Source organism: Streptomyces zaomyceticus, from assembly GCF_014656215.1.
Classification (GTDB): Bacteria; Actinomycetota; Actinomycetes; order Streptomycetales; family Streptomycetaceae; genus Streptomyces; species Streptomyces zaomyceticus.
On sequence record NZ_BNBZ01000008.1, the window covers coordinates 23,458 to 39,426 of the forward strand.

At 70.4% G+C, this 15,969-nt stretch carries 11 protein-coding genes; 4 read left to right on the forward strand and 7 right to left on the reverse strand.

Annotated features, from left to right (window positions below):
- Positions 1–24: 24 nt before the first annotated feature.
- From IE311_RS13190 to IE311_RS13210, 5 genes are all read right to left on the reverse strand, one after another.
- Entirely contained in the window at positions 25–1,245 is a 1,221-nt protein-coding gene (locus IE311_RS13190; protein ID WP_229901895.1) for an MFS transporter, read from the reverse strand.
- A 375-nt stretch (positions 1,246–1,620) separates the two neighbouring features.
- Complete coding sequence (locus IE311_RS13195; RefSeq protein WP_189831826.1) at positions 1,621–3,171, reverse strand: SulP family inorganic anion transporter; 1,551 nt, start codon at positions 3,169–3,171, stop codon at positions 1,621–1,623.
- Between the two features lie 71 nt (positions 3,172–3,242).
- Positions 3,243–3,845 (reverse strand): carbonic anhydrase, encoded by a 603-nt coding sequence (locus IE311_RS13200; protein WP_189831827.1) that lies wholly within the window; start codon positions 3,843–3,845, stop codon positions 3,243–3,245.
- A gap of 474 nt (positions 3,846–4,319) precedes the next feature.
- On the reverse strand, positions 4,320–4,979 hold the full coding sequence (locus IE311_RS13205; protein ID WP_189831828.1) for a response regulator transcription factor: 660 nt from the start codon (positions 4,977–4,979) through the stop codon (positions 4,320–4,322).
- Positions 4,909–6,399, reverse strand: coding sequence for a sensor histidine kinase (locus IE311_RS13210; RefSeq protein ID WP_229901911.1), 1,491 nt, complete (start codon positions 6,397–6,399; stop codon positions 4,909–4,911). The genes IE311_RS13205 and IE311_RS13210 overlap by 71 nt, the downstream gene beginning before the upstream one ends.
- Before the next feature lie 733 nt (positions 6,400–7,132).
- Between IE311_RS13210 and IE311_RS13215 the strand changes: the two genes are divergently transcribed.
- The 3 genes from IE311_RS13215 (at position 7,133) to IE311_RS13225 (ending at position 9,235) form a co-directional block, all read left to right on the forward strand.
- A complete protein-coding gene (locus IE311_RS13215; RefSeq protein WP_189831829.1) occupies positions 7,133–7,288 on the forward strand; it encodes a hypothetical protein in 156 nt (51 codons plus the stop codon).
- Between the two features lie 130 nt (positions 7,289–7,418).
- Positions 7,419–8,660 (forward strand): phenylacetate--CoA ligase family protein, encoded by a 1,242-nt coding sequence (locus IE311_RS13220; protein ID WP_189831830.1) that lies wholly within the window; start codon positions 7,419–7,421, stop codon positions 8,658–8,660.
- Between the two features lie 65 nt (positions 8,661–8,725).
- Complete coding sequence (locus IE311_RS13225) at positions 8,726–9,235, forward strand: glycine-rich domain-containing protein (RefSeq protein ID WP_189831831.1); 510 nt, start codon at positions 8,726–8,728, stop codon at positions 9,233–9,235.
- 568 nt (positions 9,236–9,803) lie between these two features.
- On the opposite strand, the gene IE311_RS13230 is transcribed toward IE311_RS13225, so the two are convergent.
- Positions 9,804–10,799, reverse strand: coding sequence for a PP2C family protein-serine/threonine phosphatase (locus IE311_RS13230; protein WP_189831832.1), 996 nt, complete (start codon positions 10,797–10,799; stop codon positions 9,804–9,806).
- A gap of 426 nt (positions 10,800–11,225) precedes the next feature.
- On the opposite strand from IE311_RS13230, the gene IE311_RS13235 reads away from it, so the two are divergent.
- Positions 11,226–14,930 carry a S8 family peptidase gene (locus IE311_RS13235; RefSeq protein WP_189831833.1) on the forward strand — a complete coding sequence of 1,235 codons (3,705 nt, stop codon included), beginning with the start codon at positions 11,226–11,228 and terminating at the stop codon, positions 14,928–14,930.
- A gap of 43 nt (positions 14,931–14,973) precedes the next feature.
- Here the strand turns inward: IE311_RS13235 and IE311_RS13240 are convergent, their stop codons facing one another.
- Entirely contained in the window at positions 14,974–15,918 is a 945-nt protein-coding gene (locus tag IE311_RS13240; RefSeq protein ID WP_189831834.1) for a helix-turn-helix domain-containing protein, read from the reverse strand.
- Between the last annotated feature and the right edge of the window lie 51 nt (positions 15,919–15,969).

Sequence of the window (15,969 nt, forward strand, 5' to 3'; positions counted from 1 at the left end):
GCGCACGTACCGGCCGGCCGCTCGTCAGGTGGGGCGGCTGCAGCTCATCGCCACCGCCGGGATGACCGCGAGGGCAAGGGCCCCGGCTGCCGCGGCCAGGACCGGGTATCCGCCCCCGCCCATCACCAGCCCCGAGACCATGCCGCCGGTCGCGCCCGCCACGGACATCCCCACGTCCGCGAGGCCCTGCACCGCGGCCCGGTTCTCGGCGGGCGCGGCGTCCGTGAGCATGGCAGTGCCACCGAGCAAGGCCAGATTCCAGCCCACTCCGAGCAGGACCAGCGCGCAGGCCAGGAGGGGGACGGAGTGCGGTGGGGCGAGGCCGGCGAGCAGACCCGCGCCCAGCAGGACGGCTCCGGCCGCGACGGCGACCCGCCGCCCGCCGATCCGGTCCGCGAGCAGCCCGCTCAGTGGTGACGGCAGGAACATCGCGCCCACGTGCAGGGCGATGACCAGGCCCACCGCCTGTGTCGTGTGGCCGTGACCTGCCATGTGGACGGGTGTCATGGTCATCACGGCGATCATCACGAGCTGCGCGGTGATCATCACGGTGGCGCCGGTGACGACGCCAGGGGCGGGGCGCCCGGTACGGGCGGCCCCGAGCTCCGGGGGCGGGGCCGGTGGCAGCGTGTCCGGGCGCGACCACACCAGCAGGACGAGCGCCGCGGCCACGTACGCGACCGCCGCCAGCAGGAAGGGACCCGTCAGTCGTGGCAGGCCCCAGGTGTCGGCGAGGTCGCCGGTGGGTCCGGTCAGGTTCGGGCCCACGACCGCTCCCAGGGTCATGGCGAACAGGACGGTTCCGGCGGCCCGGCCACGTCGTTCCGGTGGAGCGAGGTCGGCGCCCGCGTAGCGCGCCAGGAGCCCGGTGACCGTGCCTGCCCCGTACACGAAGAGGGCGGCCAGGAGCAGGACGGGCCAGCGCGCCGCGGCTCCCGCGACCACGCCCACGCTGCCCAGTGCGGCGATGCCATGGCCGAGCGCCAGTCCCGGACGGCGCCCGAAGCGCTGGCTGACGCGCCCGAGACCCGCCGCTCCGAAAGCCGCGCCGGCGGTGTACAGCGCGGCCGGGACTCCGGCCAGACCGGTCGAGCCGAGCAGGTCCTGGGCGAGCAGCGCGCCGACGGTGATGCCGGCCGCCATGCCCGCGCCGCCGAGCGCCTGCGAGATGCCGAGCACCGTCAAGGCGCGGCGCTGTCCCCGGGAGAAACCCGCCACCGTGGCCGAGGGGATCGTCTGGGTCACGCGTGACCCCGAGCGGGGACCGTCGGTCCGTCGGACGTCGCCGACTTTCCGGCCGGCCCAGCTGTCTCCGCCGGCGACATGTGCAGTGCGTCGTGCTGGGCTGTCTCCGGCTTCTTCAGGATCGGGAAGTGACCGCGCTCGACGGAGGCACGGTAGATCGGAATGTCACGCACCTTGTCCAGGACATCGGCACTCGGCAGGCGCTTCACTAGAGCTCTCCGGGGCGGGTCGACGGCGGGCGGAGCGAGAGCTGTCGGCGCGGCGACGGCCGCGCCGACAGCGTGGGGCGTCAGCGGGTCGGAAAATGCGACCGCTCTTGGTGGTGCTGGTGCACGGTGGAGCCTCCTGAGAACGATGAGAAGGGGTGCATGTCCGTCAAGAGGTGGTTCCGCGAGGGCCGTCCCCGGTGTCGCCGCCCCGTGCGGCAGCCACGAGGGCGGTCTCGCGCGGTGCCGGATTCGGCATGCCTCCGGGGTCCCGGATGCCGGCGCTGTTCTGGGCGGTCCACGCGTCAAGGGCGGTACGGCAGGCATGATCGAGGTGACGCAGCCGCGAGAGGTCGATCTCCACCGGCCGGTCCTTGGGCAGCGCCTCCAGAGTGTCGAGGATCAGCGGAAGGCGCAGGAAGGTGGCGCTGCCGCTGAGGTTGACCGTGGTGCGCTCCTCCCGCTCGTCGATGTCGAGACGGACAGCGGAGGTCTCCCACGCCGTCTTGAGAACGGCCACCCCGATGCCGAGCAGGACACCCATGAACATGTCTGTGGCGATGATCGCCAGCCCGGTCGTCGCCAGCACCACGGCCTCGCCGCGGTGTTCGCGCCAGAGCGTCGCGAACATCCTGACCGGGACGAGCTTCGCGCCGGCGTGGATGAGCACCCCGGCGAGCGCGGCCACGGGTATCAGGCCGAGGACGGCGGGGAACAGGGCCGCGAACAGCAGCAGCCACACTCCGTGCAGGATCCTGGACATCTTGGTACGGGCACCGGCCTGGACGTTGGCGGCGCTGCGCACGATGACGGCGGTCATGGGCAGCGCGCCGACGAGGCCGCACAGTGTGTTCCCCGCTCCCTGGGCGACGAGCTCCTTGTTGTAGTGGGTGCGCGGGCCGTCGTGCATCCGGTCCACGGCGGCGGCGCTGAAGAGGGACTCCGCGGAGGCGATGAGCGTGAAGGCGAGAACGACGCCCAGCAGCGCGGGATCCGCCAGCAGCCCGATGTCGTCCAGGCCCGTCAGGTTCAGGGAGTCGACCAGGCCGCGGACCTCGATGGTGGCGACGGGCAGGTCCAGCACCGCCACCGCGAGGGTGGCCAGCCCCACGGCCACCAGCGGTCCGGGAAGCAGCCGGGGCAGGCGCCCGGGAAGCCGCTTCCACAGGATGAGCACGGCGATGGCCCCGACACCGATCGCACAGGAGGACAGGGCCGGGGCTCCGGACACACTCCTCGTGAGCAGCTCCGGAAGACCGGCCAGGTTGTCGAGACCGTTTCCGTGCGCCTCGGCTCCCGCCAGGGCGTAGAGCTGGCTGCCGATCAGGACGAGGCCGATGCCGGCGAGCATGCCGTGGACGACCGCGGTGGAGATGGCACGAAACCACCTTCCGAAGCCGACGACACCGAGCGCGATCTGGAGCAGTCCCGTGGCCAGGACGAGGATGCCGAGCGCACCGACCCCATGGCTGGTCACGGCCTCGTACACGAGGACCGTGAGCCCTGCGGCCGGGCCGCTGACCTGAAGCGCGCTGCCCGGCAGCGCGCCGACCAGCAGCCCTCCGACGATTCCCGTGACCAGGCCCAGTTCGGCGGGGACACCGGAGGCCACGGCGATGCCGACGCACAGGGGGACGGCGACGAGGAACACCACGACCGATGCGAGCAGGTCGCGGGAGAGGACGTCCGGCTGTAACCGGAGACGTGGAGAGGTCTTCATTGACTTCAGCTCCTGGGGGTGGGGGGAGCGGCAGCCGAGGGCGGCGGGGGACCGCGCGCCGGCACCGCCGTCTACAGGGAGGAGAAGGTACCCGTGGCGATCTGGTGGGCCTGGACGGTGCCGGTGTGGACCTCGTAGTACCAGGCGTGCAGGCCGAGCCGGCCCTCGCGGACGGCCTCGCTCACGCAGGGGTAGTCGCGGAGCCTCTGCATCTGCGCGACGACGTGGTGCTGCACGGGCAGCGCGACATCGGGACCGAGGTCGCCGAAGTCGGGCCCGCCGTCGTCCGTGGGGACGGACCGGCTGAGCCAGCCGCGCACCGCGGGCAGGGTCCGCAGGTCGTCCCCCCGCGCCAGGGCTCCTACGGCGCCGCAGTGGGAGTGCCCGCAGAGGATGATGTCGGACACCTCCAGCACGGAGACCGCGTACTCGATCGTCGCCATCTCGCTGGTGGCGTTCTCCGGGTCGTACGGGGGAACGACGTTCCCGGCGGTGCGCAGCTCGAACAGTTCACCCGGGCCGACGCCGGTCAACAGCGTCGGGACCACACGGGAGTCGGAGCAGGTGATGAACATGGTGGAGGGCCGTTGGCCGTCCGCGAAGCCCTGGAGACCGGGTCCCTCTCCGCCGTAGCGGGAAGGAAAGGCCCGGGTCTGGTCGATGATGTGTAACACAGGAGTGTCCTCCTTGGGGAAGTGGTGCGCGGCTCGTCGTGCCGGTGGCGGCTACGACCGGCGCGACGGGGCTCTCGGGTGTGCGGGGTGAACGGGTGCCGGAGGAACAGGTGCGAGTGGTCGCGCGGAGGAACCGTCGAGGTCGTCCATGCCTGCTGTCGGTGCGATGGCGCCCGGGTCCCGGAATGTCGCCACGGCGACCGAACGCGCCGTCCCAAGGGCGTCGCGTCGCCGGTGACCCGCAGGAACACTATTGGTCCAGACCATGAGCTGGAAATGAGATGACGGTGAGACAGTTCTCATGCGCCGGGGCCGGAGGCCGCCCGCCGGCAGGACGCGCTGGCGGCCGGCACGACCCGCGGCCGCCCGCACACGAATCCGCCCCGACGGTCCACGGGCGACGCCTCCCGTGGACCGGGCGCCGCGCGTGCACAGGCCGGCGCGGGCCGCCACAGCTCGGACTCGCGCCGCTGGTCAGACTCTGAGCCGGTAGCCGACCCCGCGCACGGTCTGGACGCGTTCGGCCCCGATCTTGCGCCGCAGGTAGCGGACGTAGACGTCGACGATGTTCGAGCCGGGATCGTAGTCGAACCCCCATACGTGGCTGAGTAGTTGCTCCCGAGAGAGCACCCGGTCGGGATTACGCATGAGGATCTCCGCCAGGGCGAACTCGCGGGCGGACAGGTCGGTGACCCGGTCCCCCGCCCGGACCCGGCGGGTACGGAGGTCGAGGACCAGATCTCCGACCCGCAGCAGGAAACCGTCCAGCGGTTCCTCGCGGCGCAGCCGCAGCCGTACCCGCGCCAGTAGCTCGTCGAAGGCGAAGGGCTTGGACATGTAGTCGTCGGCCCCGCTCTCCAGTCCGCCCACGACGTCGCTCACCGCGTCACGGGCGGTGAGGATGATGACGGGCAGGGTGACGCGTGCGTTTCTCAACTTGCGCAGGACCGTCAGTCCGTCGTGGCCGGGCAGACCGAGATCGAGGATCAGGAGGTCGAAGTCCCGGCCGCGTGCGAGCTCGTAGGCGGAGACGCCATCGGCGACGACATGGGTGACGTATCCGCTACGGCTCAGCCCCTTTTCGACGAAGGAGGCGATTCTTGCATCGTCCTCCGCTATCAGGATCCGGCTCACCGTGGGTGTCCTCCGTCGTCGGGTGCAGTGCGGGAATGTCGATGACGAAGCGCGCGCCACCGCCGGGAGCGTCCTCGACGTGGGCGCCGCCGCCATGGGCTTGGGCGATCTCGCTGACGAGCGCGAGCCCGATGCCGATACCGGTGTCGGAGCTCGCCGTATCGGCCTGGTAGAAGCGGTGGAAGATCCGCTCGCGGTCCTCCGGGGCCACGCCCGGCCCGGTGTCGGCGACCCACAGCAACACCCGGCCGTGCCGCAGACGCGAACCGATCTCGATGGCGCCCGCCTCGGTCGTGTGGGCGACCGCGTTGGCGGCGAGTTGCATCAGCGCCTGGGTCAGCCTCTGACCATCCGCTCGCACGGTGGCGTCGGCGACTTCGGCGACCTTCCAGTGTCGACGCCCCAGCCCCTGCGCGCTGGCCGCCACGTCGACCGCCAGATCGGTCAGCGAGGTCGGGCCGAGGTTGAGGAAGTCCGGGCGCTCGGCCCGCGCCAGGAGGAGGAGGTCGTCCACGATCCGGCGCATCCGGTCCAGTTCGCTGAGAAGCAGGGCTCGGGTCTGAAAGGACTCGCCACCCTGGGAGGCGTCCATGAGCTCCAGATGTCCGCGCACGACGGTGATGGGTGTCCGCAGTTCGTGCGCCACCTCGTCCAGGAAGCGGCGCTGTGAAGTGAAGGCCTGTGAGAGCCGTTCGAGCATATGGTTGAACGTTTCAGCGAGTTGTGCCACGTCATCGTTGCCCCGTACGGGCAGCCGCTGCGTCAGGTCGGTCTCGCTGATTCGTTCCGCCGTCTGCCGGACCAGTCGGATCGGAGCCAGTACTCTGCCCGCCACCAGCCAGCTCGCCGCTCCGGCGACCAGCAGAGCGACACCTCCTGAGGCCAGCAGGGTTCGTGCCATCTGCGACTCCCGGCTCAACTGCCGGTCCCGGAAGGCCACCAGGACGAGACGGGTGTCGGCGCGGTCGCCACTCACCCGCACCGGGACGACGCCGTAGCGGACACGTCCCGCCGGGGTGTCCAGCCACCGGATGCCCGGATCGGTCGTTTCCGCCACCATGGCGATGACCTCGGGATCCCGATCCAGACGGGTCGGCACCGGGCCGGGGCTGCGCCGGTCCGCGCGCCCGTCGACGACACTGAAGAAGGCGGTGTCATGGGCGGGATGGTGGACCGTCATGAACGCCGTGAGCAGCGCGGCCCCCGTGGCGAAGGGCTCTCCGGAGTGCGGGTCACGCGAGGTCCCAGCGAAGGCACGCAGTTTGTCCGCCTCGGCACGGAGCTGTACGTCGACCTGGCGGTCCAGCTCGGCCCGCCAGAGGACCGTGATCCCGAAGGTGGGCACGGCCAGAGCCGCACTCAGCAGCATCATCATCCAGCCCACGATCCGGGACCGAGCGCTGATCGACAGACTCGGCATCAGTCGTCCCACTCGTCGTCATCGTCGTCTCCCCAAAGGCAGCCCGACCCGTCCCGTACCTCCAAGTCCGTCAAGTCGTCCCAGAAGTCGTCGTCCTCGCTCTCCGGGGGAGGCAGGGCCGCCACCTCCCTGCCTCCGGAGCCGGGGCACGCGGAGGGCTGCGGGGAGGTCGGGGAAGGCTCGGCCGGCCGCCCCGGGCGGGACGCGGAGGCGGTCGGAGGCGCCTGCACGAGTGGAGGCCCCAGGACGACCGCGGGGCCCATGGAAGGTGGAGAGTGCTGCCCCGGCCAGTGCCAGACGATCAGCAGCGCCGGCAGGGCCACTCCCGCTCCTAATGTCAACCCCAGCCTGTGCCACAGCATCCGATCATTGTGCCCGCTCATGATCCAGGTGCCGGACACGAGGAGAGGATTCTCATGCGCGGGTCGCGGGAACCCGGTCGGTGCCCCCTCTCCTGTCCGCCGTCGCGACCGTCAGCCCACGTCGCCGCGTATGCGGGGACGTGACACAACGCGCTGGACACGTCGGCGCCGAAGCAGGGCCGAGAGGTCGGAATCACGCCAAAGACAGCTTCGGCGCGACCACTTCACATGATTCTTCTTTACCAATCGTTGACAGTCGATCGATCACGCTTCTAAATTCACCGAGCGGATCGTCAGGAGTGAATCGTCAGGCAATGCCTCCGTGATCGGTCCGCGCGAAGTGAACCGTCCACACGAGCATCGGAGAAACCATGGAACAGCTCATCCGAAGGATGGCAGCGGACGACGTCTGGAAGAACTGGCTGGCCGTCAACTCGGCCCAGGTGCAGGCGAAGAACGGCTGCATCAGCGAAACGACCAAGAGCGGCTGCATCAGTGCGGCTCCGAAGGCCGGCTGTATCTCCTGACACGTCGACAAGGGCGCCCGGGGCGAATTCGCGGGAGGTTCCCCTGCTTGCCCCGATACGCTCCGGGCGCCCCGACAGCCGATCCCCTGCCCCGTTCCGATTCAACCATGCGCAACATGAGAAGGAATTAATGAAGGGCCAGCCGACCGACACGGTGATCCAGCATGTTCGCGACATACCGATCTACCAGAAGGCGTTGGCCGAGGGGTACTTCCCCCTCCTGGAGAAGCCGGAGATCGCGCGGGGCTTCCCCGACAACTGGATGACGCCCCGACTCGCGGCGGCACTGGCATCGGGTGAGGCGGAGTTCGTCCTGTCCACCGGGACCAACCACGCGCGCATGCGGATCATCCGGCCTCCGTACTTCCTGCTGCGCTCCTACTACGAGTTGTGGAGCAGCCACCCCGACATCGCCGAGACGTGGCGGTCGGGCTGCCGCCGCGTCTCCCTGACCACGGTGCTCGCGACGGAGCACGTGGCGAGGATCAACGCCGCCCGGCGGGGCGTCGAGCCCGGCCCCGTACTCACCCTCGACGACCGCTGGCTGGACGAGCGCACCTGCTACCTCAACCTCCATCTCGATCCGGCGACATGGGACCGCGGGGAGGTGCTGCGCATGCTCGACGAGATCGATCGGGCGCGGAGAGACCACCCCCAGGGGCTCTACCACCTCGACTGCTCCGGCTACCACCTGGCGCATCTGGTGCGGAAGGCCCTGGCCTGGAACCTGTGGGACGCCTTCCCCCCGCCCGCCAGCATCATCCACGCCTACGAGTACACCCCGGTGAACGTACGGCGCTACCTGCGCGCCCACTTCGACTGTCCCGTCATCGACCTCTTCGGCAGCACGGAACTGGGCTACCTGTACTTCAGCGACCGTGACGGCCGGTACCGGCCCCACCTCGACGGGATGAGCGTCGAACTCCTCCCGGTGGCCCACGGAAGCACGATCCACGAGCTCGTCGTGACCAGTGTGCGCAACCCCTACATGCCGCTGGTCCGCTACCGGACGGGGGACTGCGTGCGCACGTCGGACGGCAAGCCGGACCCGGAGACCATCGTCCAGTTCTGCGGCCGGGTGAAGGAGTTGCTGAGCACACCGCAGGGACCGGTCGCCCAAGGCGATCTCGACCGCCTCGTGGGCGACGCGTCCGACGCGGTCTTCGTCCACCGGCTCGACGTCCACGGCGACAAGGAGGCCACTCTCCTGTACACGACGTTCACCGGCGAGCCCGTCGGAACCGGGGAGGCGGAGGCGCTGCGGCAGGGGCTCGACGAACTGACCGGTCGTCGCTGCCGAATCGAGCACCGAACCCACATTCCCATCGGGAAGTCCGGGAAGTACGCCTGGCTCACCGCCGGCGGCGCCTGACCTCACCGACGGATTCCCTCTCCCCTTTCTCTTCTGACTTCCTTTTCCTCAGGAACCGGAGCACCATGACCAGCGGTCGAACCCTCTCCACCTACGACATGAAAAGCCTCCTCGGGGAGTCGCTGCACGCGGAGATCGTGCGGCATTTCACGGACGGGACTCCGGACGCTCCGGTGGAGTTCGTGGAGCGCCAGATAACCGAGTGCCTGCGCTACCTCTACCTCGTCTCCCGTCATCGGGAACAGCTCAGCGGACTCTTCCTCCCGGTCGAGCAGGAAATCGACGAGATATGGCATTACCTCATCCTGCAGACACGCGAATACCGCACCTTGTGCGAGGAGCGCCTCCCCGGGCGATTCTTCATCCATCACCGGAGCATCGCCTACGAGGACTACCAGCAAGAGCCGGGTCGGGAACGGGCACTGGAAGAGGCGTTGCGTTGGATCCCCCTGTACTGCCGTGAATTCGGGCCCTTCGACGAGGGTGCGCTGCCCCACTGGACCATCGTGCGATTCCTGCACGAGGAGATGGGCCTGTCTCTCGCCGCCATCGCCGATCTGAAGCAGGTGGCCTAAGCGTGAGCGGTCCCCTTCCTCGGAGCGCCGCCGTTCCCGATCCGGCCGGCCCACTGGGCGGCCACACGTCCCGGATCCGCGCGGCGTCCGCGCTCCACGAAGCGTGACGCGGCGGCAGGAGCCCGGACACGAGTGCAGCCTCCTGTGCGCCAGCATCGGACTCGTGCCCGATCAGGACGCAGGCCGCGGGCGACGGCACCACTTGACCGGCGCACTGATCCTCGCCCACGCAATCGTCTCAGGTGCCCGGACCGTCGCCCGGGACACCGCGCGGAGACAGCGGCCCGCCACCCGGTTCCGGGGCGACCCGGCGTCCAGCGCCGTCTGCCTGAACGCCGGAACTCCGCGCCCTGCTTCACACTGACCCGCTCCGCGGCGACGCTCGAGATTGCTTGAGCGGGCGTCGATCTCCGCTACCGGGCCGAAGCCGTCCAGCTCGGGGACGGACCTGAAGGGCGGGCCTCGGGTGTGTCGGGTCGTCACCGCCATTTCCCCGGAGGCGGGTAGCGGGGCTGAGCCGCACCGGGGCGGCGGCATGGTGGTGGGTGCCACCGCCTCGCCAGGATGTCTACGTCGTCCTGTTGGACGGGCTCTGCACGGCGAGCAGGGCCATGTCGTCGGTGGGGTGACCGCCCGTGTGGCTGCGGACGTCCTTCACCACAGCCGAGAGAAGGCGTTGGGGTGTGGGAAACGTGCGTCCGGTGAGGCGTTGGACGGGGTCGTAGAACCGGCCCATCTGGTCCCGGGCCTCCGAGAGGCCGTCTGTGTACATCAGCAGGATGGCCCCTGGTGGGAAGTCCCAGTGGTCTTCCGCGGGTTCGCCGCAGGCGAGTGGGGCGAGTCCCAAGGGGACCGAGAAGGCGTTCGGTGTGAGGAGCGAGGCCGTTCCGTCGGATGTGAGCAGCAGTGGGGGTGGGTGGCCCAGGTTGATGGTGCGCAGGGTGCCGGGTTCGTCAGGGATTTCCGTGAGGAGGCAGGTGGCGAAGCCTTCGGCGTCGCCGTAGCCGCTGCGTCGTGCGGTTTCGCGGGCCAGGGCGCGTTCGAGGTCGTTGGCGACCTCGGTGAGGGTGGCTGCCCGGTCGGCTGTTTCCCAGAAGGCGCCGAGGATGATCGAGACGGTCTCGATGGCTTCCAGTCCCTTGCCGCGTACGTCGGCGACGATGGTCCGGGTGCCGTGCGGGGTTGCGCGGGCTGCGTACAGGTCCCCGCCGACGAGCGTGTCCTGCTGGGCGGTCTCGTAGTGCGTGCTCAGGCGCAGTTCGCCGATGTGCTCGGGTGCGGCCGGCAGGACGGCGCGCTGCGCCGCCTCGGCCACTCCTCTGGCCGCTGTGATCTGGGCGTGGACTCGTACGGCGGCGCGGTTCAGTACGCCGGCCATGACGGTGGCGAATCCGATGGAGATGAGATGGGTGGCGAGGTCCTGGTTTGCCGCGGTACCCCCGATGCTGTCCGAGACGACGCTGAGCAGCAGCTCGGCCGCGATGCCCGCGACACCGAAGGAGAGTGTCCCCCACCAGGTGTAGAAGGGAGCGGCCATGAGGGGGGCGACGACGAACGCGGGCATTCCGGTCAGCTGTTCCGGGGTAAGATCTGGAAGACGACGCCGAGGGTGACCAGAAGGGCGGGAATCGCGCGGGCGCGCTTGCGGGTGGTTTCGCCGCCCGAGTTGTTGCTGCTCAGAGACATTTCGCTCCGTTGTGTCCCCTCCGGTTACGCGACGGCCCTGAGACCGGTCCGGTCAGGCTACGCCGGATCGCCGCCCTGTCGTCGCTGCCACGCCCCGCGGCTTGGCGCCGGGCACGGGCCGCTACAGGGCGCGGTCTCCAGGACTCCAGCCCTTTGCCGGCCCGCTGACGGACGGCGCGGAGCCGTCGGCTCGACCGGGCGACACCGGACACGCGGTCTCCTTGACTGTCCGACTTCCGCCATGGCGGAACCTTGCCATCCGGTACCACTGTGCCTGTGTTTCGCCACCCGATAGACCAGGGCCATGAGATCCATATCCCGCCGGCGGTCCACCCTGGCCGCCGCTCTCGTCCTGGCCCTCGCCGGCTGGCCTCCCCTCTCCGCGGCATCGGCGGACACCCCGCCGCTCCGCGCCGCGGAGGACGGCACACCGGAGTCCGCCCGGTCCCACGACATCACCCTCGTCACCGGTGACGTGGTGCACTTCACCGATCTGCCCGGCTCCCGCGATGTGGTGACGGTCGAGCCCGCCGCCGATTCGTCCGGCCCGGTGCAGGTGTACACACGAGGTGAGGACACCTACGTCGTGCCCTCGGACGCGATGCCGCTGCTCGCGGCGGGACGGGTGGATCCTCGCCTGTTCAACGTCACGGATCTGCTCGCGATGGGGTACGACGACGCGCGGGCGGACTCGGTCCCGCTCATCGCGACACCGTCCTCGGTGAACCGCTCCGCCACGCCTCCGCCGGCGCCCGTCGGCTCCCGGACCGTACGGACTCTGCCGTCGATCCGTTCCACGGTCCTGAGCGTCGACAAGGAACGGTCCCGTGCGTTCTGGCAGGGCATTGCCCCGGGCGGCGGGACCTGGAGTCCCGCGAGCGGCGTCGGCAAGCTCTGGCTCGACGGCCGGGTCGAGGCCTCCCTCGCGGCGTCCACGTCCCAGGTCAAGGCTCCTGAAGCCTGGGCGAAGGGATTCGACGGCAGCGGTGTGAAGGTGGCGGTGCTGGACACCGGCGCCGACCTCGATCACCCGGACCTGCAGGGGCGGGTCGACGAGGCGAAGAGCTTCGTACCGGGTGAGGGCGTCGACGACGGCAACGGTCACGGCACGCACGTCGCCTCGACCGTCGGGGGCAGCGGGGCTGCGGCCGGCGGCGCGGAGAAGGGCGTGGCGCCCGGCGCCCGCCTCCTGATCGGCAAGGTGCTGGCCGACTCCGGATCCGGAGCCGACTCCGGAGTCATCGCAGGCATGGAATGGGCCAGGGCACAGGGCGCGGACGTCGTGTCGATGAGCCTGGGATCGAACGACCCCTCCGGCGGCGACGACCCGATGTCCCTGGCACTCGACGCGCTGTCGGCCGACGGCGGCCCCCTCTACGTCGTTGCGGCGGGCAACAGCTACTCTCCCGGCAGCATCGGTGCGCCCGGAGCGGCGAAGTCCGCCCTGACGGTGGCCGCCGTCGACGCGAAGGACAAGCGCGCCGACTTCTCCAGCCAGGGCCCGCTCACCGGCTCGCACGGGCTGAAGCCGGATCTCTCCGCCCCCGGTGTGGGCGTCCTCGCCGCCGCCTCCCAGTCCGTGCCCGGGTGGTCCGGCGGCATGTACCGGTCGATGAACGGCACCTCCATGGCCACCCCGCACGTCTCGGGTGCGGCGGCCGTGCTCAAGCAGCGCCACCCCGACTGGAGCGGTCAGCGCATCAAGGACGCGCTGATGTCCACGTCGCACACCACGGACGGAAAGCCGTACGAGACGGGCACGGGCCGTCTGGACGTGGAGACCGCCGTGGACACCGTCATCGACGCGACGGGATCGGTTCCGGCCGCCGTCTACCAGTGGCCCCACACGGGGGATGTGTCCAGCACCCGCACCGTCACCTACCGCAACAGCGGTGACGGCGCGGTGACGCTCGACCTCGCCCTGGACACCGCGGACTCCGCCTACAGCCTCTCTGCGTCCTCGGTGACCGTGCCGGCCCGTGGGAGCGCCGAGGTCACGCTGACCCTGGATCCGTCGCGGGTGCCCGTCGACACGACCTTCTCCGGCAGGATCGCCGCCACCGACGCGGCCACGGGCAAGGTCGTGGCCCACACAGGCTTCGCCCTGTACAAGGAGAGGGAACTGTACGACTACACGATCAAGGTCATCGGCCGGGACGGGAAGCCGGCCAGGGACACCGTGGTCGTCAACAGTCCTCACCGGAGCGACCCGATGTACGTCAACGTCGACGGTGAGACCACGCTGCGCCTGCCCCCGGGCGACTACACCGCCTGGTCGTTCATGGAGGTCCCGGGCGACACCTCCGACGGGCTCGGCATGGCCCTGCTCCTCGATCCCACGACCACGGTCGACGCGGCCCACCCGAGCGGCGAGGTGCGTCTCGACGCGAGCCGGGCGCGCCGCGCGTACGCCGTTCCGGAGCGCGAGAGCACGTCCACCCAGACGATCCTCGACTTCTCGCGTGCCTACGAGACGGGCCCGGTGACCTCGGCCTTCAACTGGAACAGCGCCCTGCTCCTGCCGGCCGCGTACGACTCCCTGTACCTCTCTCCCACGCAGCCGGTGACCAAGGGTTCGCTGGACACGCTGATCCACTGGCGGATGCGCGAGAAGGCGCTGGACGCCGAGACCGGCAGCGGTCGCGAGATCGCTCTCACGGCGCAGCGCAACAGCCCGTTCCGCGAGGGCACCAGCACCCTGCGGACGGTGTACGCCGGGAAGGGTTCGGCAGCCGACTACGCGGGGCTCGACGTCCGCGGGAAGGCCGTCGTCGTCGACCGCAGCACGGAAGTCCCGATCGCCGAGCGTGTGCGGGCCGCCTCCGAGGCCGGCGCCGCCCTGCTGATCAGCGTCAACGACACGCGGGGCCGACTCTACGAGTCCGCCACCGCGGGCGGTTCCATGCCCGTCGCCTCGGTCATGCGGCGGGACGGTGAGCTGCTCATCGCCGAAGCCCGGTCGGGACGGGGCAAGCTGCACGTACGGCAGAAGGAGTACCCGGACTACACCTACGACCTGCTGCAGACCTTCAAGGGCTCCATCCCGGACACCCCTCTCGTTCACCGTCCCGCGAACGACGACCTGGCACGTGTCGAGACCACGTACAACGCCACCCCCGGCACCCTGGGGCAGGGCTCGCGTCACTTCGCACCGACCTGGGGCCCGGCCGTGGGCGCGGACGAGTACGAGCGGTACTCCCGCACGGTCACGGAGTTCGTGGCCCAGCACCCCGCGGGCCTCGGGACCTGGTACGAACAGCACGCAGGCTCGGGTACGGGAGCCGGCTTCGCCGAGCGGAACGTGAGCGCCTCCTACACCGCGGGCAAGCGGTACCGCGCCGCCTGGTTCGCCCCGGTCACCGCGCCGCGCCTGAGCGCCGGCTCCAACTACGTCGCCCAGCAGAACGTCAGCGGAACCTTCCAGTGGAACGTCGCCATGTGGTCCAGCGGTCACGACGGCCACCTGGGCGTCGGGGGCACGGGCACGAAGACCACGTTGTACCGCGACGGCATGCAGGTCGCCACGTCCACCAGCCAGTCCGGCCGGGCGTGGAACGCTCCGCAGGGCAGGTACGAGCTCGTCGCCACCGGGCAGCGGGACAGCGTGGCCTGGCCCACGTCGACCCGCACGCGCACCGCGTGGGGCTTCGACTACCTGCCCCTGCCGGCGAACGGCGCCGTCCGCGCCGACGTACCGCTGCTGAACCTGGACTACGACGTCGCCACCGACATCCAGGGGAAGGCGCGCGCGGGACGCCGTCTCGACCTGGGGCTGCGCTCGACGACGTACACCGGTGAGATCGCGGCCACCGCCGCCTCGCTCCAGGTGTCGTACGACGACGGGGCGACCTGGCGACCGGCTCCACTGAAGCGGACGGGTGAAGGACGGTGGGCCACGGTCCTCCAGAGCCCGGACGACGCGTCCTCGATCTCCCTGCGGGCGACGAGTGAGGCGCCGGGCGGTCTGAGCGTCGAGCAGGAGGTCGTCCGGGCGGTCCTCCTGAAGTGATAAACACTCCGTGGGGCCGCCCGGGGGGCGGCCCCACGGTTTCTCACACCCAGCTGTGGTGTTTGGCGTGCCAGCCGAGTTGCAGTCGAGTGGTCACCTGCGCTCGTGCCATGAGGGCCTGCAACCGTCGCTGGACGGTCCGCACGGACATGCCCAGCTGGCCCGCTACGGCGGAGTCCGTCAGCCCTGCCAGGAGCAGCCGCAGGATGTGCGTGTCCAACACGTCGATCGCGGGATGCGGATCCAGGTAGGGCCGTCCCTGCGTCCAGACCTGCTCGAAGAGCACGGCCGCCACCTGGGCGAGACCGTCGCGCAGGACGACCGTCGGATCGACGTCCTCGCCGTGACAGCGCAGGGGCAGCATCGCCGTCTCGCCGTCGACGAGGATGAGCTTGCACGGGACGCGGTCGACGACGCGTACCTCCACGCCGTCCTCCACTGACTGCGCCACCTGGTCCTGCGCCCCCGGCTCGGTCAGGAACGTGCGGTCGACGACGGCCCGGACCCGCACGCTGCGACCGATGGCCGTCACCTCCTGGCTGTCGTCGGGCGCGACCGCGCGAGGATCCCCCGCGGACAGGATGTCGATGGTGCTGCGCGCGGACAGCTGGAGCTGGAGGTGGCGCCGGCGAATCGCCGCGGTCCCGTGGACGATCTCCACCAGGTCCCGCTCGGCCCGGTCCACGTCGACGGTCCGGTACGCCTCGACGAGCTGGGTGACGGTCAGTTCCGCCCGCAGGAGGCGTTCGCGCTGGGCCGCGAGCTCGGCGCCGAGCGCCACGGCCGGCGGTGAGGCCGCGTATCGTTCGCCGTCCGTCGTCAGGGCTGCGAGACCTCGGTCGACGAGGAGACTCAGTGCGTCCTCGACCCGGTGGTCCGGCAGGGCGGCCGCGTCGGCGACCTCTGCGCGCCGTGCCGCCGGAAGCCGCACGAGAGCCTGATAGACGGCGTCCTCGTCCGCCGTGAGTCCCAGCTCCTCCAGGCTCATGTCCGCTCCTCGTCCTCGTCCTCCGCCGACCGGATCCCGGCATTGTCGCAG